The sequence below is a fragment of the Leclercia sp. UBA5076 genome (genome assembly GCF_002416465.1).
GTDB lineage: Bacteria > Pseudomonadota > Gammaproteobacteria > Enterobacterales > Enterobacteriaceae > Enterobacter.
The window spans coordinates 63,067-85,508 of sequence record NZ_DIAO01000013.1 but is presented as its reverse complement, the minus strand read 5'-3'; the positions used below and the strand labels follow the sequence as shown (position 1 = coordinate 85,508).

Here is a 22,442-nt window from a genome sequence, read left to right as displayed (position 1 = left end):
ATGACGTCACACTCGCTCTAACCTGAGCTGCTGCAAATTCCCGTCTAGCTGTAAATCCGTCTGCAATCGCGCCACGTCCCGGCAGATAAAGGCCATCTCTTTGTGCGCCTCCAGCTTTTTGCGCCACTTCTCCGGCACCTCATCCAGATGGGCGTAAATCCCTTCCAGATCCTGAAAATCAGCCAGCAGTTGGGCGGCACTTTTCGGGCCAATGCCCGCCACGCCCGGCACCCTTGAGCTGCTGATCCCCGCCAGTCCCCAGTAATCCGGCAGCTGCTGGGGTGATACGCCAAACTCACTGGCGATAAAGGGCGCGTCGAGCCAGCGTTTCTGAAAATAGTCGCGAATGCGAATGGTGGGGGAAAGCAGCTGACAATAGCCTTTGTCCGTCGAAACAATGGTAGCCTGATGGCCTGCACTGGCCACTTTGACCGCCAGAGTCGCCGCGAGATCGTCGGCTTCGTTGCCCTGAGCACCCCAGCAGGGAACCCCTCGCTGCTCAAAGGCGGCGCGTATCACAGGCATTTCGACGTGCAGATCGTCCGGCATCGGCGCGCGGCCAGCTTTATAATCCGGCAGACGCTGGTGACGCCAGCCGCTGTTGCGGGCTTCATCGTCAAAAACGGCAACCGCATGGCTGGGCTGGCTGTGACGAATAAGCTGCTCCAGAGCATGCAGGCAGGTATCCTTGCAGGGGGTGCCCTGTACCGCATGAATGCGGCGGATAAGATTCAGCGCGTCGACAATAAGCAAATGAACAGCCACAGATAATCCCTCTTATATCCAGTGGATTAAGGGTAACACCGTCGGCAGAATGAAACTACGAGAGGCGGGAAGAACGGGAAGGAGCCTCGCAAAACAAGGCTCCTTTTGAGGCTTAGTCGCAGGTCACGATCTTCATCGCCAGACCACCGCGAGAGGTTTCACGGTATTTGGCGTTCATATCTTTACCGGTTTCATACATGGTCTCGATCACTTTATCGAGGCAGACGCGCGGCTCGCTGGTGCGGCGCAGCGCCATACGTGCGGCGTTCACCGCCTTCACGGAGGCAATGGCATTACGCTCGATACAGGGCACCTGCACCTGGCCGGCAACCGGATCGCAGGTCAGACCGAGGTTATGTTCCATGCCAATTTCTGCCGCAATGCAGACCTGCGCCGGACTGCCGCCCAGCAGCTCTGCCAGACCCGCTGCCGCCATGGAGCAAGCCACGCCCACTTCGCCCTGACAGCCCACTTCGGCGCCAGAGATCGAGGCGTTCATCTTATACAGCGAGCCAATGGCGCTGGTTACCAGCAGATAGCGGGCCAGTGAGTTGGCGTTTACTTCGCGGATAAACTTGTCGTAATAAGCCAGCACCGCAGGAACGATACCGCAGGCACCGTTCGTTGGGGCCGTTACTACGCGGCCACCCGCGGCGTTCTCTTCGTTCACCGCCAGCGCGAACATATTGATCCAGTCCACGACCGCCATCGGATCGCTGGTGGTTTTATCGCTGCTCACCAGCATACGACGCAGGGCCGCAGCACGGCGTGGAACACGCAGTTTACCGGGCAGCACGCCCTCGGTGGTGATACCGCGCTCAATACCGCCGCGCATCACTTCCCAGACGTTAGCAAAGTGCTGTTCCAGTTCTTCTTTGCTGTGTAGCGCCAGCTCGTTTTTCATCATCAGGCCGGAGAGGGAGAGGCCGCTCTCCTGGCAATGACGCTGAAGGTCGGCAGCCGTTTTATACGGGTACGGCACCGCGACAGGCGCGCTCTCTGGCTGCCCAAAATGGTCTTCGTCGACGATAAAACCGCCGCCGATAGAGTAATAGGTTTGGCTGTAAATCGCCTTGTCGCCTGCCAGCGCGGTGATGCGCATACCATTTTCGTGCAGCGACAGGTTGTCGGCGTGGAAATTCATGCAGCGATCAACCGGGAATTCAACTTCATGCTCACCGTTGGCCAGCAGCAGTCGGCCATGGGTGTTAACGTCCTGGATAAAGCCCGGGATGGCGTCAATATCAACACTATCCGGCAGGTTGCCCGCCAGGCCCATAATGATGGCGATATCGGTATGGTGACCTTTGCCGGTCAGCGACAGGGAGCCATAGACATCTACAACCACGCGGGTGGTGTCGTGCAGTATTCCGCGCGCAATAAGATCGTCCGTGAACTGTTTACCTGCTTTCATTGGCCCGACGGTGTGCGAGCTGGAAGGACCAATACCAATTTTAAAAATATCGAAAACGCTAATCATGATGCGTCCGTTGCTTTACGTCAGAGGAGTAGATTGCGCCATCCGAAGATGGCGCGGGAGGCATTACGCGAACAGCGAGTAGAAGATAGCGGAGATAGCAATCAGACCCATAACCACAACGAAGACGTTGCTGATCTGGCCGCTGTATTTACGCATCGCTGGCACTTTCTGAATGGCGTACATCGGCATCAGGAACAGGATCATCGCGATGACCGGGCCGCCCAGGGTTTCGATCATGCCGAGGATGCTCGGGTTCAGGGTCGCAACCGCCCAGGTGGTCAGCAGCATGAACAGCGCAGTGATTTTGTTCAGCTTGTTGATTTCAATGCTCTTACCTTTGCCACGCAGAGATTTAATTACCATACCGTTAAAACCTTCACGTGCGCCCAGATAGTGGCCGAGGAAGGATTTAGTGATAGCGATAATGGCAATGATTGGCGCCATCCAGGCAATCACCGGGGCATTAAAGTGGTTCGCCAGGTAAGAGAGAATCGAGATGTTCTGCTCTTTCGCTGCCGCCAGATCCGCCGGGGAGAGGCTCAGTACGCAGCTGAAGACGAAGAACATAACGGTCAGCACCATCATCACGTGAGCGCGAGCCAGGATACTGGAGCACTTCTTCTCGGCGCCCTGGCCGTACTCTTCACGCTTCGCCACGGCGAAGGAGGAGATGATCGGCGAGTGGTTAAAGGAGAAGACCATTACCGGGATTGCCAGCCACAGGGTCATCCACAGGCCATTACCGGTGGCGGACGCGCTGCTCAGGGAGAGGGTTTCCAGCGCTGCGCCGTTCCACTGAGGGATCAGGTAGCAGGCCAGCACCATCAGGGCGATAACGAACGGGAACACCAGCACGCTCATCGCTTTTACAATCATCTGCTCACCGAAGCGCACGATAGTCATCATGCCGACAATCAGGATCAGCGACAGAATGGCGCGCGGTGGCGGCGTCATGCCCAGCTGGTGGGTCATAAAGCTGTCAACGGTGTTGGTGATAGCCACGCTATACACCAGCAGGATTGGGTAGATGGCAAAGAAGTAGAGCAGGGTAATCAGCTTACCTGCGCCAATCCCGAAGTGCTCTTCAACCACTTCAGTGATGTCTTCGCCCGGATTTTTGCCGGAGAGCACAAAACGGGTCAGGCCGCGGTGTGCGAAGTAGGTCATCGGGAACGCAATGATTGCCATGATGATCAGCGGAATTAAGCCGCCAACACCCGCGTTAATAGGCAGGAAGAGAACACCAGCGCCGATTGCTGTGCCGTACAGGCCAAGCATCCACATGGTATCGGTTTTACGCCATCCGCTTCGGGTTTCAATCGAAGCAACGGTGCTGGTTTGAGTGGTTTCCATCTGTGTCTCCAGGAAGTAGCTAATGTCAGGTTTCTGGTCAAATTCGATGCAAAAAGGGCTAATCGTAATATGAAATTCGCTCAGTGACGGTTTTTATATAATTTTTCTCCGTAACTATCGGCGGGCGGAAAGATACATTTTCGTAATGGATCTATCAGTGATCCCGATCTCAAATGCAATAATCTACTTTTGAGGTGGATATCTTTAGACCATTTATCTGTTAATAAAACATCACAGCGAATTTCTGGGCGCGAAGGCTAACATTAACGATATGTAGCGTGATAGAGAGCCCGGTAATATAGGTGTCATACGCTGTAAAAGTGGGTTTTTAGAGGATTTTTTCGTGATTTAAGACGTTTGTAGCTAATAAATAACGCTTGGAAATTGTACGTAATCGTTTGCGTTTGGTTATCTAAACGCAAAAAGATAAGTTACGGTGATATCTCAAGCCACGCCATGTGGCTGAAGGGAATAAAAAAGCCAGGCGGCTGAAGGCGATTCCCGGCGGGGGAGAGTGAGAAGGTGCCCGACACGCAGCCGGGCACGGGTGTTATGCGCAAATCTCGTAGCAGGGGATGTAGGCGCTGCCCGGAAGTTTCATACGATGCTGAGCGACAAAGCCCTGGAGCAGATCGTCCATGCGGCGCATCATTTCGCGGTCGCCATGAATTTTATAGGGACCAAACTCCTCAATGGCCTGGATACCTACCTCTTTAACGTTACCGGCTACGATGCCCGAGAAGGCGCGACGCAGATCGGCGGCCAGCGTTTCAACCGGCTGATCGGGGTAGAGCTTCAGGTTAGCCATATTTTCATGGGATGGCTCAAACGGGATCTGCAGATCGGGCGAAATACGGATCGACCAGTTAAAGCTGTAGGCATCCCCGGTATCCCGGCGGTTCTCTTTCACCAGCGGCATGGCCTTTTTCATCTGGCGTGCCACTTCTGCGGCATCGTCAATAATAATGCGATAGTGACGACGGGCCGTTTCCCCCAGCGTATGCACAATGAACTCATCCAGGACGCGGAAGTAGTCGGCGCTCTCTTTCGGGCCGGTGAGGATCAGCGGCAGCACCTGATCGTGGTTTGCCGGATGCATCAGAATGCCCAGCAGATAGAGCAACTCTTCTGCTGTCCCTACGCCGCCCGGGAAGATGATAATCCCGTGGGCGATACGGACAAACGCCTCCAGACGTTTCTCAATGTCCGGCATGATGATCAGTTCGTTAACCAGCGGATTGGGTGGTTCAGCGGCGATAATAGACGGCTCGGTCATACCGATGAAGCGGCCCTCTTTGTAACGCTGCTGCGCATGGCCCACTGCCGCTCCCTTCATTGGCGCCTCCATCGCACCCGGGCCACAGCCTGTGCAGATGTTCAGCTCGCGCAGACCCAACTGGGTGCCCACGCGACGGGCGTAGAGATATTCGGTTTCGTTAATGGAGTGACCACCCCAGCACACCACCATGCTTGGCGCTTCGCCCACGTGCAGAGCACGGGCGTTACGCAGAATAGAGAAGACCAGGTTGGTAATATGAACGGAGCTTTCCAGGTTCAGATGCTGAAAACGACCGGCGTTATTGATCTGGCCGTTCACAAACAGGATATCGCGCAGGACCGCAAACAGGTTGGCCTGCAGCGCACGAATGATGCGCCCGTCAACAAAGGCCTCTTCTGGCGGGTTAATCAGTTCCAGCTTTACGCCACGTTCCCGGCGCAGGACATTGATATCAAAGCTTTCAAAGCGCGACAGCAACTCTTTGCTGTTGTCGGTGAGGCTACCGGAGTTCAGAACGGCAAGTGAACAGTTGCGAAACAATTGATAAAGATCGCTGCTGGCCGTGCTCTTGAGCATGTCCACTTCCAGCTGCGATAACATATCCATTGAGCCAAGCGGGCTAATATGTGTAATCAAGTGAGCTCCTTACGGGACGTTTATCGTCTTTCCCCGTTGATTACAATAGCCCTGGCTTATGACCTTTCACAACCTAAAGCGCGGAACATACCGCGCATATTATAAATTTATTTATTTTACTGACGCACTAACCGACCGATGGCAGGAACAAAATCGGTATTGCTGCGCCACGGGTTGATATCCAGTCCGCCGCGTCGGGTATAGCGGGCATAGACGCTGAGCGCCTCCGGCTGGCAGAAATGAAGAATATCGTTGAAGATGCGCTCCACGCACTGCTCGTGGAACTCATTGTGGTTACGGAAGGAGACCAGGTAGCGCAGCAGCTTCTCACGATCGATTTTTGCCCCGCGATACTGGATCTGCACCGAACCCCAGTCAGGCTGATGGGTAATCAGGCAGTTGGATTTGAGCAGGTGGCTGACCAGCGTCTCTTCCACCACTTTGCCGCTGGCACTCTTTTCCAGCCACGCGGTGTCAAACTGATAGTTGTCGATCTCAATATCTTGATCGTCGATGCAGGTGCCGTGGAAGTGGGCGATGGGCTGGCCTTCAAGCTCATCAATCCGGTAGAGCGCCACCGTGACCTTACCCTGGGCACAGGCGCTTAAATCCCTCTCCAGAGTGCGCTGTACCGCTTCCCAGCTCTCAAAGCGGGTCTGGTTAAAGCTGTTGAGGTAGAGCTTAAAGCTTTTGGACTCCACCAGATTGACGCTGGTGTAATCCAGCTCAACATGACCCACTGCCACCTGCGGTAAACCGCGGGCGTTAAGCCAGGAGAGCTCGTAGAGCGTCCAGATATCGCCGCCGTGGAAAGGCAGGGCATCGGCCTTCAGGCCCAGCGGATCGCGGTTGAGGCTGCGCGGCACCCCCTGCAAAAGGCTGGCATCGTAGATGTCGCGGTAGGCTGTGCTTTTGCCCAGCGTCAGGCCCGATAAGGCATCATGGTTTTCGTAAGACATGTTTCATTGTCACTTTAAAGGTAAACTATGGGCTGAGTGTATCCTGGCTTATATGAAGAGAGAAACCGGTGGATAAAGAGACTGCTGCTGCGTTAACCGCATTTACCACGCGTTACTGTGACGCCTGGCATGAACAGAAAGCGTCATGGCCGCAAAGCGAAGAGCTGTACGGCGTGCCTTCACCCTGCATTATCACCTCTTCCGGCGAGACCGTGACCTGGCAGCCGCAGCCGTTTACCGCTGAGCAGAGTGTAAAAGCCATTGAACGTGCCATGGACATTGTGGTACAACCTCCGGTTCACGCGTTCTATACCACACAGTTCGCCGGGGATATGTGCGCTCGCTTTGATAATGAAGCGATGACGCTGCTGCAAACCTGGAGCGAAGAAGACCTGCTGCGCGTGCAGGAGAACCTGATTGGGCACCTTGTTACCCAGAAGCGCCTGAAGCTATCGCCAACGTTGTTTATCGCCACGCTCGACAGTGAGATGGACGTTATCTCTGTCTGCAACCTTACAGGTAACGTGATAAAAGAGACGCTGGGTACGCAGAAGCGTCAGATCCTCTCCGCTTCCCTTGCGGATTTTCTTAATCATCTTCATCCCGTCGTGTAATCCTGCATACTACTGCGCGTGTGAGAGATCTCTTACAGAGTTTGTGAGAGATCGCCCTTATTAGTTGAATGCTTTAACCATCCCGCTATTTAATAATCACTAATTTATCAGTGACTTGTCTTTTTAAAACGCTTAGCACAGATACGCAAACTTTTTAATTTGGCTTACGTAGTACCTTGTAAGACGAAGCGGAATCATGGATTCTATCTCCGTCGACAGGAAGCCGACACAAGAAATGAACATTAGGATGATGACGTTTCTTAATAAGGACACGTCAGGAAGACGCTACAAGGAAGGCTTCAGGATGAAGCAAGAGGATCACGCAGGACGCGTTGAAGGACACCTCCAGGAAGGAGAATGAGAGCCGGTACAGATGTCCGGTGGGTCAGGAAGACCAGGACGCTTCAGGAAGAAGCAGTCACATCAGGACGATGTGCGCAGGATGCAGCGGTCAAGGGAAGACCAGGCCTTAGGGTCAGAGGAAAAGTTGTCACGGATGAGCAGGGAGCACTAAAAGTAGCTGGATTGCTACGAAACGAACCGGGAGCACTGTTTTTACAGTGCTCCCTTTTTTTATTTCTGCGTGGTCTTTGCTATGCTGCGCGCCGTTCACATTTTCAGTTGAGGTTTGTATGACCCATCACGACAACGTGCGCGCGCAACTGCACGCCATTGAAGCTTTACTGCGCGACCATCAGCTGTGGCAGGAGACGGCGCCGCAGCCAGAGGCTTTTGAGAGCACGCAACCTTTCTGTATGGATACCCTGGAGCCGTTTGAGTGGCTGCAATGGGTTCTCATTCCCCGCATGCATGCACTGCTCGACAGCGGCCATCCGCTACCTCAGAGCTTTGCCGTGGCGCCCTATTATGAAATGGCGCTGGACGCTGCCCATCCTTCACGCGACGCGGTGCTGGCCGTGCTGCTGGCCCTCGATACGCTCTTCGGCGACGAAGCATGATCGAGATCCTCTATCAGGATGAGTGGCTGGTCGCCGTTAATAAGCCCTCCGGCTGGCTGGTGCACCGTAGCTGGCTGGACCGGGATGAAAAAGTGGTGGTGATGCAGACGGTGCGCGACCAGATCGGTCAGCATGTCTTCACTGCCCACCGTCTGGACAGACCCACTTCCGGCGTTCTGCTGATGGGACTCTCCAGCGAGGCCGGTCGACGTCTGGCGCAGCAGTTTGAGCAGCATCAGATCCAGAAACGCTACCATGCGATTGTCCGGGGCTGGCTGACAGAGTGCGCCACGCTTGATTACCCCCTGACGGAAGAGCTGGATAAAATTGCCGATAAGTATGCCCGCGACGACAAAGGCCCGCAGCCCGCGGTAACCGACTATCGCGGCATGGCGACCACTGAAATGCCGGTTGCCACCAGTAAGTTTCCCACCACGCGCTATAGTCTGATTGAACTGGAGCCGAAAACCGGGCGTAAGCACCAGCTGCGACGCCACCTTGCCCATCTTCGCCATCCGATCATCGGCGACAGCAAGCATGGCGACTTGCGGCAAAACCGCAGCGCCGCGGAGCATTTCGGCTGCCATCGTCTGATGCTACACGCCAGCCAGCTGCAACTTATCCATCCGTTTACCGGCAAGCCACTGACGATCCGGGCCGGGCTGGACGAGGTGTGGATGCAGGCGTTGTCACAGTTTGGATGGCGCGGACAACTCCCCGAAAATGAAAGGGTTGAGTTTGACGTAACCAACGTTCAGGATGATCGGAACGAGCGTTTAATCAGGGAGTAAAACATGGCGGTAATCGGAATTTTTGTCGGCACGATGTACGGTAACTCGCTGCTGGTGGCAGAAGAGGCCGAAGCGATTCTGGCAGGCATGGGTCATAAAGCCACGGTCTATGAAGATCCCGATCTGGCCGACTGGGAAAAATATCAGGGCCAGTATGTGCTGGTGGTCACCTCGACAACCGGGCAGGGCGATCTCCCGGACAGCATTGTTCCGCTATTCCAGGGAATTAAAGATAAGCTGGGTTATCAGCCGGAAATGCGTTACGGCATTATTGCGCTCGGTGACAGCACTTACGCGAATTTCTGCGGTGGCGGTAAGCTGTTCGACGCTCTGTTACAGGAGCAAAGCGCGCAGCGCGTGGGTGATATGCTGATGATTGACGCCTCTGAACACCCTGAGCCGGAAGGCGAATCCAATCCCTGGGTTGAACAGTGGGGCACATTGCTAAAATAAGTTCCTGCCCTCCCTGAGCGGAGGGCCAGAACCCTTTGCCAGTTAACAAAGCGACCATGCAGCCAGTATAAGTTAACTGAATCGAGTAAGCTTTGGGCAATCGCCCGTAAATCCTCATCTGAAGCGCGGTTATTAGCAGGCATTTTCACTGCGTCAAGCGACCTGTTTCACACTCCCGTTATTCCCTGGCACTGGCCTCCCCCTTACGGGCAGGCAGTTTTCATTTCCGTGAAGTCTCTTCCATTGTCCTGGGCTTTTGCCACAAACAACCGCACAGAGCCGTGCCAATGTTGTGTTGATGCACGGTGAGAGGGGCCAGGTTCCTTTCTTATACTTTTTCCGCCAGTTAATAAAAATGCAGTCAGTAAGGCGAAACGACCTACATGTTCGAACTGCAAAAACACATACACGTCATTCTGATTACCCTACGGTTGAGCTGTTCAGAATGAACGTAGCGAAAACGCTATGATTCAGGAGTGCAAGAATGAGTTCATTAAGCCAAGCGGCGAGCAGCGCTGAAAAGCGTACTAACGCCCGCTACTGGATAGTGGTGATGCTGTTTATCGTCACATCCTTCAACTATGGCGACCGCGCCACCCTGTCGATTGCCGGTTCAGAAATGGCAAAAGATATCGGTCTGGATCCGGTCGGTATGGGGTATGTTTTCTCGGCATTTTCATGGGCCTATGTTATCGGCCAAATTCCTGGCGGTTGGCTGCTGGATCGCTTCGGTTCAAAACGCGTCTATTTCTGGTCCATTTTCATCTGGTCCATGTTTACCCTGCTGCAGGGCTTTGTCGATATCTTTAACGGCTTTGGCATCATTGTCGCGCTCTTTACCCTGCGCTTCCTCGTCGGGCTGGCAGAAGCCCCATCCTTCCCCGGCAACAGCCGAATCGTGGCTGCCTGGTTCCCGGCTCAGGAGAGGGGAACGGCGGTCTCCATTTTTAACTCTGCACAATACTTTGCCACCGTCATCTTTGCGCCCATCATGGGCTGGCTGACGCACGAGGTGGGCTGGTCGCATGTGTTCTTCTTTATGGGCGGTCTGGGCATTGTGATCAGCTTTATCTGGCTGAAAGTGATCCACGAACCGAACCAGCATCCCGGCGTAAACCAGAAAGAGCTGGACTACATTGCCGCAGGCGGCGCGCTGATCAACATGGATCAGGCGAGCAGCAAAGCGAAAGTCCCCTTCAGCCAGAAATGGGGCCAAATCAAACAGCTGGTGGGTTCCCGCATGATGCTCGGGATCTATCTCGGCCAGTACTGCATCAACGCCTTAACCTACTTCTTTATTACCTGGTTCCCGGTCTATCTGGTGCAGGCGCGCGGCATGTCAATTCTGAAAGCCGGGTTTGTCGCCTCCGTTCCGGCAATCTGCGGCTTTGTCGGCGGCGTACTGGGCGGGGTAATTTCCGACTGGCTGATGCGTCGTACTGGCTCGTTGAATATCGCCCGTAAAACGCCAATCGTGCTGGGTATGCTGCTCTCCATGACGATGGTGATGTGTAACTACGTGAACGCCGAGTGGATGATTATCGGCTTTATGGCGATGGCCTTCTTCGGTAAAGGTATCGGGGCGCTGGGCTGGGCGGTGATGGCAGATACCGCGCCGAAAGAGATCAGCGGTCTGAGCGGCGGTCTGTTCAACATGTTCGGCAACATCTCCGGGATCGTCACCCCGATCGCCATTGGCTACATTGTCGGTACCACCGGTTCGTTCAACGGGGCGCTGATCTACGTCGGTATCCATGCCCTGGTAGCGGTACTGAGCTACCTGGTCCTGGTGGGTGATATCAAACGTATCGAGCTGAAACCTGTTACGGAGCGTTGATGATGAGTATGCAATCCAGCCCTGTCGTCACTGAAATGAAGGTTATCCCGGTTGCCGGCCAGGACAGTATGCTGCTGAACATTGGCGGCGCGCATAACGCCTGGTTTACCCGTAATATCGTGGTACTGACCGATAACGCCGGGAATACCGGCGTAGGTGAAGCGCCTGGCGGCGAGGTGATCTACCAGACCCTGGTGGATGCCATTCCGCAGGTGGTGGGTCAGGAGGTGGCGCGCCTGAACAAAGTGGTGCAGCGCGTACACAAAGGCAACCAGTCTGCCGATTTCGATACGTTCGGCAAAGGTGCCTGGACCTTTGAGCTGCGGGTGAATGCGGTGGCGGCGCTGGAAGCGGCGCTGCTGGACCTGCTCGGCAAAGCGCTGAACGTGCCGGTGTGTGAACTGCTCGGCCCTGGAAAACAGCGCGATGCGGTCACCGTGCTGGGCTATCTCTTCTACCTGGGCGATCGCACCAAAACCGATCTCCCTTACCTCGAACGTTCGCCGGGCAGCCACGAGTGGTATCACCTGCGCCACCAGGAGGCGCTCTCCAGTGAGGCGGTGGTCCGCCTCGCGGAAGCGGCGCAGGATCGCTACGGCTTTAAGGATTTCAAACTGAAAGGCGGCGTTCTGCCGGGCGAGCAGGAAATTGAGAGCGCCCGCGCCCTGAAAAAACGCTTCCCGGATGCCCGCATTACCGTGGATCCCAACGGCGCCTGGCTGCTGGATGAAGCTATCGCCCTGTGCAAAGGGCTGGGCGATGTCCTGACCTACGCCGAAGATCCGTGCGGCGCCGAGCAGGGTTTCTCTGGCCGTGAGGTGATGGCGGAGTTCCGCCGCGCCACGGGCCTGCCGGTAGCGACCAACATGATCGCCACCAACTGGCGCGAGATGGGACATGCCGTCATGCTCAACGCGGTCGATATTCCGCTGGCGGACCCGCACTTCTGGACCCTTTCCGGCGCGGTACGGGTGGCGCAGCTGTGCGATGACTGGGGCCTGACCTGGGGTTGTCACTCCAACAACCACTTTGATATTTCGCTGGCGATGTTTACCCATGTCGGTGCCGCCGCACCGGGCACGCCGACCGCTATCGACACCCACTGGATCTGGCAGGAAGGCGAAGCGCGCCTGACCAAAAATCCACTCGAAATTAAACACGGCAAGATTGCCGTACCTGACGCTCCGGGGCTTGGCGTGGAACTTGACTGGGATCAGATCCACAAAGCGCATGAGGCGTATAAGAAACTGCCAGGCGGCGCGCGTAATGACGCAGGCCCGATGCAGTACCTTATCCCCGGCTGGACCTTTGACCGTAAACGCCCGGCGTTCGGTCGCCACTGATTAAAGGATGGAATTATGAGCACGTCTACTACTCCTGTTGTGACCTCCATGCAGATTATCCCGGTCGCGGGTCATGACAGCATGCTGATGAACCTGAGCGGCGCCCATGCCCCGTTCTTCACCCGTAATATTGTGATTATCAAAGATAACGCCGGTCACACCGGGGTAGGTGAAATCCCGGGTGGCGAGAAGATCCGTAAAACGCTGGAAGATGCGATCCCGTTAGTGGTGGGTCAAACCCTGGGCGCCTATAAAAACGTTCTTAACGCCGTCCGTAACGAATTTGCCGACCGTGACGCAAGTGGCCGCGGGTTGCAGACCTTCGACCTGCGCACCACTATCCACGTGGTGACCGGTATTGAAGCGGCGATGCTCGACCTGCTGGGCCAGCATCTGGGCGTTAACGTCGCCTCCCTGCTGGGTGACGGGCAGCAGCGCACCGAAGTTGAGATGCTGGGCTACCTGTTCTTTGTGGGCAACCGCAAGCTGACCCCGCTGCCGTACCAGAGCCAGCCGGATGAGCAGTGCGACTGGTATCGCCTGCGCCATGAAGAGGCGATGACCCCTGATGCGGTGGTCCGTCTGGCGGAAGCCGCCTACGAGAAGTACGGCTTTAACGATTTCAAACTCAAGGGCGGCGTGCTGGCGGGTGAAGAAGAAGCCGAATCGATCATTGCACTGGCGAAACGCTTCCCACAGGCGCGCGTCACCCTCGATCCAAACGGCGCATGGTCGCTGGACGAGGCGATCCGCATCGGTAAGCGTCTGAAGGGCGTGCTGGCCTATGCGGAAGATCCGTGCGGTGCCGAGCAGGGCTTCTCCGGGCGTGAAGTGATGGCCGAGTTCCGCCGCGCCACCGGTCTGCCAACCGCCACCAACATGATCGCCACCGACTGGCGTCAGATGGGGCATACCCTGTCGCTGCAGTCGGTGGATATCCCGCTGGCGGATCCGCACTTCTGGACCATGCAGGGCTCGGTGCGCGTGGCGCAGATGTGCCACGAGTTCGGCCTGACCTGGGGCTCACACTCCAACAACCACTTTGATATCTCGCTGGCGATGTTCACCCACGTGGCCGCTGCCGCGCCGGGCAACATCACCGCCATCGACACCCACTGGATCTGGCAGGAGGGCAACCAGCGCCTGACCAAACAGCCGTTCGAAATCAAGGGCGGTATGGTGCAGGTACCAACCACACCGGGTCTGGGCGTGGAGCTGGATATGGATCAGGTGATGAAGGCGCACGAGCTCTACCTGCAGCACGGTCTGGGCGCACGCGACGACGCGATGGCGATGCAGTACCTGATTCCGGAGTGGACCTTCAACAACAAACGCCCTTGCATGGTGCGTTAAGTCCGGTGCCGGTTCCTGCGGGAGTCGGCATTATCTCTTGCGTGACGGGTGTATGCTTATGGTAGTCAACATGCGTAAGGACGGCTTATGAAAATAGTGATCGCACCGGACTCTTACAAAGAGAGCCTGAGTGCCCTGGCAGTGGCAACGGCGATAGAGCAAGGATTTTGCGAGATTTTCCCCACGGCGGAGTACGTGAAACTGCCGGTTGCCGATGGCGGGGAGGGCACCGTGGAAGCGATGGTCGCCGCCACCCAGGGTGAAATTATTCAGGTACGCGTAACGGGGCCGCTCGGCGAGCATGTTGACGGTTTTTATGGCCGCTCCGGCGATGGAAAAAGCGCATTCATCGAGATGGCGGCGGCCAGCGGTCTGGAGCTGGTTCCCCCGGCCCAGCGCAATCCGCTGAAAACCACCTCCTGGGGAACCGGGGAGCTGATCCGCCATGCCCTGGATGCAGGCGTAAAACATATCATCATTGGGATTGGCGGCAGCGCCACTAACGATGGCGGCGCAGGGATGGTGCAGGCGCTTGGTGCGAAACTGCTGGACGAACAGGGTCACGCCATCGGTCCCGGCGGCGGTGAACTGGAAAGGCTGGCACGTATCGATATCAGCGGTCTGGATAAACGACTGACGGCGTGCCGCATTGAGGTGGCATGCGATGTCACTAACCCGCTGACCGGCGACAATGGCGCGTCCGCCGTGTTTGGTCCGCAAAAGGGGGCGACCTCAGAGATGATCGTGCGCCTCGATCGCGCGCTGACGCAGTATGCCCGGATCATCGCCCGCGACCTGGACGTTGACGTGCTCGGGCTGGCGGGTGGCGGCGCGGCGGGCGGTATGGGCGCGGCGTTGTATGCGTTTTGCGGCGCGCAGCTGCGCCAGGGTATTGAAATCGTCACCGATGCGCTCAATCTCGACGGCCTGGTGGCCGATGCCGATCTGGTGATCACCGGCGAAGGGCGGATCGACAGCCAGACCGTTCATGGCAAAGTGCCGGTAGGGGTGGCGAAGATTGCCAAACGCTACAATAAACCGGTCATTGGCCTCGCGGGCAGCCTGACGGCGGACGTCGGCGTGGTGCATGACCATGGCATCGACGCGGTGTTCAGCGTGATTTATACCGTCTGTACGCTGGAAGAGGCGCTGGAAGAGGCCGAAGAAAACGTGCGGATGGCGGCCCGCAATATCGCCGCCGTATTAAAAGTGGGAAGGGGGCTGTAATCCCTTCTGTTCCCCCTCTTCCTGTCGGGAGAGGGGCCTTACGACCCCAGCACCTTCATCGCTTCCCGCGTGACGTTATCCATCTCATCCAGCAACTCCAGGAACTCCGGCTCTAGCTCGCTTTCCGGCGTACCGGAACGTAACTGCTGCTCCAGCAGCTGACAGAGATTCTTAAGACGCGGCACCCCGCTGTACCCGCAGCTGCCGTGCAGCTTATGGATCGCCCCGACCAGGTCTTCCGGGTTTTCTCCCACCAGTTGTTCTTCCACTTTATTGCGGATCTCTGGCAGGAACGCGACCAGCATCTGCAGCATCTCCCGCGCGAGGTCATTTTTGCCCGCCGCCTGACGCAGCGCCAGCTGCCAGTCGAGGGTGGCACTGACGTTAGTCACAATCTCCGGAACCGCCGGCGGAATCTCCGGTGCGGGGATCCAGTTGCCTGTGGTAGGGCCGGGTTTGTAGCGCAGCAGCAGGCTGTGCAGTTTCTCTTCTTCAATCGGCTTCGCCAGATAGTCGTTCATCCCGGCGCTCAGCAGCTTCTCCTTTTGCCCCGCCATCGCATGCGCCGTCACGGCAATCACCGGGGTTTGCTGCTGATGAGGAAGCTGGCGAATCAGTTCACAGGCGCGGATGCCGTCCATACCGGGCATCTGAATATCCATCATGATCAGGTCAAACTGCTTCTCCTTCGCTCGCTCCACCGCCTGCAGACCGCTCTCGCACAGTTCGACATGCTGAACCTGATCCTCCAGCAACGCCCCGATCAGCTTCAGGTTGGCGGGGTTGTCATCCACCGCCATCACGGTCATCGGCAGTTTGCTCTCATCGCTGGTCATCGGTGCGATGTGATGGTTCAGACGGCAATATTCCGTCAGCGTTGGCAACAGGCGCGTGGCCGTCAGCGGTTTCAGCAGGCAGGCGGCCGCCCCGTCATGTTTTAGCTCCTCGGCGTTGATCTGGGCATGGCAGGGCAGGGCCAGCAGCAGGTAATCGGTCATCGAGGCCGCTTTCGCCAGCCGCTCCTCCTGCATGGTCAGATCGCCGGTAAAGGTCACCGGGATCCCCAGCAGCAGGATGTCGTAATGGTCAACCGGCAGCGTGGAGAAGTTCGGGCTGTAGACCACCTCCAGCGGCGTCGTGCTTAACACATCGAGGGTGCTTTGCGCGGCGGCGGTATTGGGCTCCACGTACGCCAGCCGTTTACCCTGCAGGCAATCCATGGCCGGACGATCGGTCAGCACGTTCGGGTTCAGGTCGAGGTTGATATGGAACCAGAAGGTCGAACCCCGGTTAGGCTGGCTGTGGAAGGAGATATCGCCCCCCATCTCATTAACCAGTTTTTGCGTGATGACCAGCCCCAGCCCGGTACCGCCGTGGCGGCGGGAGATACTGGCGTCGGCCTGGCGGAAGGCCTGGAACAGCCGGGACTGATCGCGCTCAGGAATACCGATCCCCGTGTCGCGGATCTGCACCTCAATCTGCACTTTGGTATTGCTGATGGAGCGTTTTTCGACCAGCACGTCGATGTTCCCGCTCTCGGTGAACTTAATGGCGTTACCCACCAGGTTGGTGATCACCTGTTGCAGGCGCAGCGGATCGCCAATGACGTTGTCCGGCACATCATTTTTAATGTTCAGCGTAAGCTCCAGCCCCTTGTCGTGGGAGGAGTGCGCCAGTAGGGTGACCACCTCATCCAGGGTGTTGCGCAGCGGGAACGGAATACTCTCGAGGATCAATTTGCCCGCTTCGAGCTTGGAGAAGTCCAGTACGTCATTGATGATCGCCAGCAGGTTGTTGGCGGAGCGTTCAATGGTATGCAGGTGGTCACGCTGGGTCGGGTTGAGCTCGGTTTTCAGCGTCAGGCGGGTAAAGCCAATCACCCCGTTGAGCGGGGTGCGCAGCTCGTGGGACATATTCGCCAGGAACTCCGACTTGATGCGTGCCGCCTCCTGGGCGCGTTTTTTAGCCAGATCCAGCTCAACGTTCTGGATCTCCATCTGCTCCAGCGTTTCGCGCAGGTCGGAAGTAGCCTGATCGACGTTATGCTGCATCTCCTCATGGTATGCCGCCAGCGACATGGCCATTGAGTTGATGCCGTTTTTCAGCATATCCAGCTCGCCGAGCATAAAGCCTTCGACGCGGCTGTCGAGCTGGCCCCGGCGGATCCGGTCGACGGTATTTACCATGTTGCGGATGGGGCTGGTTACATCCCGCATCAGACGCCAGCCGAAGATCAGCGCAATGCCGATACAGAACAGCATCATCACCGTGGAGATAAAGATCTCCCGGTACTGTTGCAGCCGCACGGACTTGAGATCCAGCTCCAGCGCCACATATCCCAACAGATTGTTATTGGGCTTAGCGTCCGACGCGGGAGATTCATCCGGTGAATAGCTTTCCGAAATAATAGGGGTGCGCAGGATCATTTTTTCATCCTGGCGGATCACGCTCAGCCGTTTTGGAAACGCCGTACCATCCGGCAGCTTCAGGGTGTCGGGATCAAGCTGAATATTGGAGGTCACAAACAGGTGATTATTTTGGTCATACACTGAAATCGCCCGCACAATGTCCGAATGACGACGGTGCAGAATGCTGATGAGCTGGCCGATGGGCTCGCGATTTTGCAGGTTCATGCCGTACTCGCTGGAGACCGCGAGCGGCTCAATAATGCTGGCACCGGCGTCCTCGAGCTGACGTTGCAGGTCGTTATAACGGTGCACCACGAAGAAGGTACTCAGCAGTAAACCAATGAGTACGGTAGGGGCGAGGATCAAAATCATCATGCGCGCACGCAGGCTGTAGTTGGTCATGGAGTTCCGTTATGGGACAATTAGAGTCAATATGTTCATTTGAGAAAATTCCCGGCGATGGCGCAATTCTACTCTGCAAAGCGACGCGTGACGACGCGTCAGATCATAACTGTTGAAGTGACAGACCTCGATCCGTTCGGACAGGGGGTGGCGCGCCACGAGGGCAAGACCGTATTTATTCCCGGCCTGCTGCCCCAGGAGCGTGCGGAAATCACCCTGATGGAAGAGAAACGTCAGTACGCACGCGGGCAGGTAAAGCGCCGTCTTAATGATAGCCCGGAACGTGAAACGCCTCGCTGCCCGCACTTTGGCGTCTGCGGCGGCTGCCAACAACAGCACGCCAGCGTCGCGCTGCAGGAGCGCAGCAAAAGCAACGCCCTGGCGCGCCTGCTGAAGCACGACGTTGATGAAGTGATCGTAGATAAACCCTGGGGCTACCGCCGCCGGGCGCGTCTGAGCCTCAATTATCAGCCGAAAACCGCGCGTCTGGAGATGGGCTTTCGCAAGGCCAACTCCAGCGACATCGTTGATGTCAGAGCGTGCCCCATTCTGGTGCCCCGTCTTGAGGCATTGCTGCCAGAGGTGCGCAAATGCCTCTCTGACCTGCAGGGCGTCCGCCATCTTGGGCACGTTGAGCTGGTGCTGGCGAACAGTGGCCCGCTGATGGTGCTGCGCCATACGGCGCCGCTGTCGGCCCGGGATCGTGAAAAACTGGAACGCTTTTCGCATTCTCATGACCTTGCGCTTTATCTCGCCCCGCAAAGCGAGATACTTGAGCAACTGAGCGGCGAAACGCCCTGGTATGATTCAGACGGGCTACGCTTAACGTTCAGCCCGCGCGACTTCATTCAGGTTAACGACGGCGTTAACCAGCAGATGGTGGCGACCGCGCTGGCGTGGCTGGATATTCAGCCGGAGGACCGGGTACTCGACCTGTTTTGCGGGATGGGCAACTTTACCCTGCCGCTGGCAAAACGGGCACGAAGCGTGGTCGGCGTTGAAGGCGTGGCGGCGCTGGTGGAAAAGGGGCGCGATAACGCTGTTCACAATGCGCTGCAAAACGTGACATTTTTTCACGAAAATCTTGAAGAGGATGTTACCCAGCAGCCATGGGCGGCGCACGGTTTCGATAAAATCCTGCTTGATCCGGCACGCGCGGGCGCGCCAGGCGTGATGCAGCATATTATTAAACTGGCGCCCAAACGCGTGGTCTATGTTTCCTGTAATCCGGCAACGCTTGCCCGCGATAGCGAGGCGTTATTAGCGGCGGGTTACCAGATTCAGCGTCTGGCAATGCTTGATATGTTCCCGCACACTGGGCATCTGGAATCAATGGCGTTGTTTGAACACAATTGATGAGTTTCGGCTTGTCGAATTCGACAGGCAGGGGTCCCTAAAGGAGAGGACAATGGTTGCGGTAAGAAGTGCACATCTCAATAAAGCTGGTGAGTTTGACCCACAAAAATGGATCGCAAGTCTGGGGATTGCCAGCCAGCAGTCGTGTGAACGCTTAACCGAAACATGGGCCTACTGTCTGCGCACCACGCAGGGGCATCCCGATGCCGAGCTGCTGCTGTGGCGCGGCGTAGAGATGGTTGAGATCCTCTCCATGCTGAGTATGGATATCGACACCCTTCGTGCGGCTATGCTCTTCCCGCTGGCCGACGCCGAGGTGGTCACAGAAGAGGTGCTGCGCGAAAGCGTCGGGAAATCGATCGTGGCGCTGATCCACGGCGTGCGCGATATGGCGGCCATCCGTCAGCTCAAAGCCACCCACACCGATTCGGTCTCGTCTGAACAGGTGGATAACGTGCGTCGTATGCTGCTGGCGATGGTGGATGATTTCCGCTGTGTGGTCATTAAGCTTGCCGAACGCGTCGCCCACCTCCGGGAAGTCAAAGACGCGCCGGAAGACGAACGCGTGCTGGCGGCGAAAGAGTGCACCAACATCTATGCCCCGCTGGCGAACCGTCTGGGCATCGGCCAGCTGAAATGGGAGCTGGAGGATTACTGCTTCCGCTACCTGCACCCGGCGGAATACAAACGCATTGCTAAGCTGCTGCACGAACGCCGTATCGATCGGGAACACTACATCGATGAGTTTGTCGGCGGCTTACGTAAGTCGATGAAAGAAGAGGGGGTGAAGGCTGAAGTCTATGGCCGTCCGAAGCATATCTACAGCATCTGGCGCAAAATGCAGAAAAAGCATCTCGCCTTTGACGAGCTGTTTGATGTGCGCGCCGTGCGTATCGTCGCCGAGCGGCTGCAGGACTGCTACGCCGCGCTGGGGATTGTCCACACCCATTACCGTCACCTGCCGGATGAGTTTGACGACTATGTCGCCAATCCGAAACCGAACGGCTACCAGTCGATCCATACCGTGGTGCTGGGGCCGGGCGGCAAAACCGTCGAAATCCAGATCCGTACTAAGCAGATGCATGAGGAGTCCGAGCTCGGCGTCGCCGCGCACTGGAAGTATAAAGAGGGGCCCACAAGCGGGGCGCGCTCCGGTCACGAGGATCGTATCGCCTGGCTGCGTAAGCTGATTGCGTGGCAGGAGGAGATGGCCGACTCCGGTGAAATGCTCGACGAATTGCGCAGCCAGGTCTTTGACGACCGGGTCTACGTCTTTACGCCGAAAGGCGACGTGGTTGACCTGCCGGCAGGCTCAACGCCGCTCGACTTCGCCTACCACATCCATAGCGATGTGGGGCATCGCTGCATCGGCGCCAAAATCGGCGGGCGTATCGTGCCGTTCACCTACCAGCTGCAGATGGGCGACCAGATTGAGATCATCACCCAGAAACAGCCGAACCCGAGCCGCGACTGGCTGAACCCGAACCTCGGCTATGTCACCACCAGCCGCGGGCGCTCAAAAATTCATGCCTGGTTCCGCAAGCAGGATCGCGACAAGAATATTCTTGCCGGACGCCAGATCCTCGATGACGAGCTGGAGCATTTAGGCATCCACCTGAAAGAGGCAGAAAAATTCCTTCTGCCGCGCTACAACTTTAACGAGCTGGATGAGCTGCTGGCCGCCATTGGCGGTGGGGATATTCGTCTTAACCAGATGGTGAATTTCCTGCAGGCGCAGTTCAACAAACCGAGCGCGGAAGAGCAGGATGCGGCGGCGCTGAAGCAGCTTCAGCAGAAGAGCTACGCCCCCTCGCACCGTGGCAAAGAAAAAGACAAAGGCAGAGTGGTGGTGGAGGGCGTCGGCAACCTGATGCACCATATTGCCCGCTGCTGCCAGCCAATCCCGGGGGATGAGATTGTCGGCTTTATCACCCAGGGGCGCGGGATCTCCATTCACCGTGCGGACTGCGATCAGCTGGACGATTTACAGTCTCACGCGCCGGAACGCATCGTGGATGCGGTGTGGGGCGAGAGCTATTCCGCCGGTTATTCACTGGTAGTGCGGGTCTCAGCCAACGATCGCAGCGGCCTGCTGCGCGATATCACCACCATTCTGGCGAACGAGAAGGTGAACGTGCTGGGCGTCGCCAGCCGCAGCGATACGCGCCAGCAGCTCGCCACCATTGATATGACCATCGAAATCTATAACCTGCAGGTGCTGGGCCGTGTGCTCGGCAAGCTGAACCAGGTGCCGGATGTGATCGACGCCCGTCGTCTGCACGGCGGATAATCGCACCTTCTTTTGTAGGCCGGGTAAGGCGCAAGCCCCCACCCAGCATTTTTTTATCAGGACAATACTATGACCCAAATCGACCGCCTGCTCGGCATTATGCAACGTCTGCGCGACCCGGAAAACGGCTGTCCGTGGGATAAAGAGCAGACTTTCGCCACCATCGCCCCCTACACGCTTGAAGAGACCTACGAGGTGTTGGACGCTATCTCCCGGGAAGATTTTGACGATCTGCGCGGCGAGCTGGGTGACCTGCTATTCCAGGTGGTGTTCTATGCGCAGATGGCCCAGGAGGAGGGGCGGTTTGATTTCAACGATATCTGCGCCGCCATCAGCGACAAGCTGGAGCGCCGCCATCCGCACATCTTTGGTGATGCCACCGCCGAAAACAGTACCGAGGTTCTGGCCCGCTGGGAACAGATTAAAAGCGCGGAACGGGCTGAAAAGTCGCAACATTCGGCGCTGGACGATATTCCGTTAAGCCTGCCGGCGCTGATGCGCGCGCACAAGATTCAGAAACGCTGCTCGACGGTGGGGTTTGACTGGACATCCTTAGGCCCGGTGCTCGACAAAGTGCATGAAGAGATTGACGAGGTGATGCACGAAGCGCAGCAGGCGGTAGTGGATCAGGAGAAGCTTGAAGAGGAGATGGGCGATCTGCTGTTTGCCACCGTCAATCTTTCCCGTCATCTGGGTGTCAAAGCCGAAGTGGCGCTGCAGAAAGCGAACCTCAAATTCGAGCGCCGCTTCCGGGAAGTGGAGCGCATTATCGCGGCGCGCGGCCTGGAAATGACCGGCGTGGACCTCGACGCGATGGAAGAAGTCTGGCAGGAAGTAAAACGCCAGGAATCTGATCTCTAACGGGTTTTTGCGATCAAGCGCAATTTGTGTGATTTTTTAAATGACAAGCGCTTGATTTGCGTCAAAAACATTTACC

General features: G+C 56.9%; 17 protein-coding genes. 11 read left to right on the top strand and 6 right to left on the bottom strand.

All coding sequences use genetic code 11. The features are described from left to right. Positions 1-6: 6 nt before the first annotated feature. From xni to queF, 5 genes are all read right to left on the bottom strand, one after another. Complete coding sequence (xni, locus tag B3X29_RS13010) at positions 7-765, bottom strand: flap endonuclease Xni (protein ID WP_159339804.1); 759 nt, start codon at positions 763-765, stop codon at positions 7-9. 112 nt (positions 766-877) lie between these two features. Continuing rightward, complete coding sequence (locus tag B3X29_RS13005; protein ID WP_159339803.1) at positions 878-2,245, bottom strand: L-serine ammonia-lyase; 1,368 nt, start codon at positions 2,243-2,245, stop codon at positions 878-880. 63 nt (positions 2,246-2,308) lie between these two features. Then, the gene (locus B3X29_RS13000; protein WP_103180946.1) at positions 2,309-3,598 is read right to left on the bottom strand and encodes an HAAAP family serine/threonine permease; all 1,290 of its coding nucleotides are present in this window, start codon (positions 3,596-3,598) and stop codon (positions 2,309-2,311) included. 550 nt (positions 3,599-4,148) lie between these two features. Then, positions 4,149-5,513: a nucleotide 5'-monophosphate nucleosidase PpnN gene (ppnN, locus tag B3X29_RS12995; RefSeq protein ID WP_103180945.1), complete on the bottom strand. Its 1,365-nt coding sequence runs from the start codon at positions 5,511-5,513 to the stop codon at positions 4,149-4,151. A 116-nt stretch (positions 5,514-5,629) separates the two neighbouring features. Continuing rightward, positions 5,630-6,472, bottom strand: a complete 843-nt coding sequence (queF, locus tag B3X29_RS12990) for an NADPH-dependent 7-cyano-7-deazaguanine reductase QueF (RefSeq protein ID WP_103180944.1) — start codon at positions 6,470-6,472, stop codon at positions 5,630-5,632. A 68-nt stretch (positions 6,473-6,540) separates the two neighbouring features. Between queF and syd the strand changes: the two genes are divergently transcribed. The 8 genes from syd to B3X29_RS12950 all read left to right on the top strand — a co-directional run bounded on the left by syd (position 6,541) and on the right by B3X29_RS12950 (position 15,049). Continuing rightward, positions 6,541-7,086, top strand: a complete 546-nt coding sequence (gene syd / locus B3X29_RS12985) for a SecY-interacting protein (RefSeq protein ID WP_103180943.1) — start codon at positions 6,541-6,543, stop codon at positions 7,084-7,086. Between the two features lie 632 nt (positions 7,087-7,718). Then, positions 7,719-8,045, top strand: a complete 327-nt coding sequence (locus B3X29_RS12980; protein WP_103180942.1) for a YqcC family protein — start codon at positions 7,719-7,721, stop codon at positions 8,043-8,045. Further along, positions 8,042-8,836 (top strand): tRNA pseudouridine(65) synthase TruC, encoded by a 795-nt coding sequence (gene truC / locus B3X29_RS12975; RefSeq protein WP_159339802.1) that lies wholly within the window; start codon positions 8,042-8,044, stop codon positions 8,834-8,836. The genes B3X29_RS12980 and truC overlap by 4 nt, the downstream gene beginning before the upstream one ends. A 3-nt stretch (positions 8,837-8,839) precedes the next feature. After that, on the top strand, positions 8,840-9,289 hold the full coding sequence (locus B3X29_RS12970; RefSeq protein ID WP_103180940.1) for a flavodoxin: 450 nt from the start codon (positions 8,840-8,842) through the stop codon (positions 9,287-9,289). Positions 9,290-9,773: 484 nt separating this feature from the next. Next, positions 9,774-11,126: a galactarate/glucarate/glycerate transporter GudP gene (gudP, locus tag B3X29_RS12965; protein ID WP_103180939.1), complete on the top strand. Its 1,353-nt coding sequence runs from the start codon at positions 9,774-9,776 to the stop codon at positions 11,124-11,126. A 2-nt stretch (positions 11,127-11,128) separates the two neighbouring features. Next, the gene (locus B3X29_RS12960) at positions 11,129-12,469 is read left to right on the top strand and encodes an enolase C-terminal domain-like protein (protein WP_103181129.1); all 1,341 of its coding nucleotides are present in this window, start codon (positions 11,129-11,131) and stop codon (positions 12,467-12,469) included. A gap of 12 nt (positions 12,470-12,481) precedes the next feature. After that, positions 12,482-13,822: a glucarate dehydratase gene (gudD, locus tag B3X29_RS12955; protein WP_168192060.1), complete on the top strand. Its 1,341-nt coding sequence runs from the start codon at positions 12,482-12,484 to the stop codon at positions 13,820-13,822. 87 nt (positions 13,823-13,909) lie between these two features. Beyond that, positions 13,910-15,049 carry a glycerate kinase gene (locus B3X29_RS12950; protein WP_103180937.1) on the top strand — a complete coding sequence of 380 codons (1,140 nt, stop codon included), beginning with the start codon at positions 13,910-13,912 and terminating at the stop codon, positions 15,047-15,049. Between the two features lie 38 nt (positions 15,050-15,087). Here the strand turns inward: B3X29_RS12950 and barA are convergent, their stop codons facing one another. Continuing rightward, positions 15,088-17,859 (bottom strand): two-component sensor histidine kinase BarA, encoded by a 2,772-nt coding sequence (gene barA, locus B3X29_RS12945; protein WP_159339800.1) that lies wholly within the window; start codon positions 17,857-17,859, stop codon positions 15,088-15,090. A gap of 57 nt (positions 17,860-17,916) precedes the next feature. On the opposite strand from barA, the gene rlmD reads away from it, so the two are divergent. The 3 genes from rlmD (at position 17,917) to mazG (ending at position 22,366) form a co-directional block, all read left to right on the top strand. Continuing rightward, the gene (rlmD, locus tag B3X29_RS12940; protein ID WP_159339799.1) at positions 17,917-19,215 is read left to right on the top strand and encodes a 23S rRNA (uracil(1939)-C(5))-methyltransferase RlmD; all 1,299 of its coding nucleotides are present in this window, start codon (positions 17,917-17,919) and stop codon (positions 19,213-19,215) included. Between the two features lie 52 nt (positions 19,216-19,267). Beyond that, entirely contained in the window at positions 19,268-21,505 is a 2,238-nt protein-coding gene (relA, locus tag B3X29_RS12935; protein WP_103822711.1) for a GTP diphosphokinase, read from the top strand. Between the two features lie 69 nt (positions 21,506-21,574). Beyond that, positions 21,575-22,366, top strand: a complete 792-nt coding sequence (gene mazG / locus B3X29_RS12930) for a nucleoside triphosphate pyrophosphohydrolase (RefSeq protein ID WP_103822710.1) — start codon at positions 21,575-21,577, stop codon at positions 22,364-22,366. Positions 22,367-22,442: the final 76 nt, after the last annotated feature.

Excerpts from the sequence above, each read along its gene's own strand:
- relA (WP_103822711.1), top strand. The coding sequence starts at position 19,268 with ATGGTTGCGGTAAGAAGTGCACATCTCAATAAAGCTGGTGAGTTTGAC.
- B3X29_RS12980 (WP_103180942.1), top strand. The coding sequence starts at position 7,719 with ATGACCCATCACGACAACGTGCGCGCGCAACTGCACGCCATTGAAGCT.
- B3X29_RS13000 (WP_103180946.1), bottom strand. The coding sequence starts at position 3,598 with ATGGAAACCACTCAAACCAGCACCGTTGCTTCGATTGAAACCCGAAGC.
- barA (WP_159339800.1), bottom strand. The coding sequence starts at position 17,859 with ATGACCAACTACAGCCTGCGTGCGCGCATGATGATTTTGATCCTCGCC.
- queF (WP_103180944.1), bottom strand. The coding sequence starts at position 6,472 with ATGTCTTACGAAAACCATGATGCCTTATCGGGCCTGACGCTGGGCAAA.
- truC (WP_159339802.1), top strand. The coding sequence starts at position 8,042 with ATGATCGAGATCCTCTATCAGGATGAGTGGCTGGTCGCCGTTAATAAG.
- B3X29_RS12950 (WP_103180937.1), top strand. The coding sequence starts at position 13,910 with ATGAAAATAGTGATCGCACCGGACTCTTACAAAGAGAGCCTGAGTGCC.
- rlmD (WP_159339799.1), top strand. The coding sequence starts at position 17,917 with ATGGCGCAATTCTACTCTGCAAAGCGACGCGTGACGACGCGTCAGATC.
- gudP (WP_103180939.1), top strand. The coding sequence starts at position 9,774 with ATGAGTTCATTAAGCCAAGCGGCGAGCAGCGCTGAAAAGCGTACTAAC.
- mazG (WP_103822710.1), top strand. The coding sequence starts at position 21,575 with ATGACCCAAATCGACCGCCTGCTCGGCATTATGCAACGTCTGCGCGAC.
- B3X29_RS13005 (WP_159339803.1), bottom strand. The coding sequence starts at position 2,245 with ATGATTAGCGTTTTCGATATTTTTAAAATTGGTATTGGTCCTTCCAGC.
- B3X29_RS12960 (WP_103181129.1), top strand. The coding sequence starts at position 11,129 with ATGAGTATGCAATCCAGCCCTGTCGTCACTGAAATGAAGGTTATCCCG.
- B3X29_RS12970 (WP_103180940.1), top strand. The coding sequence starts at position 8,840 with ATGGCGGTAATCGGAATTTTTGTCGGCACGATGTACGGTAACTCGCTG.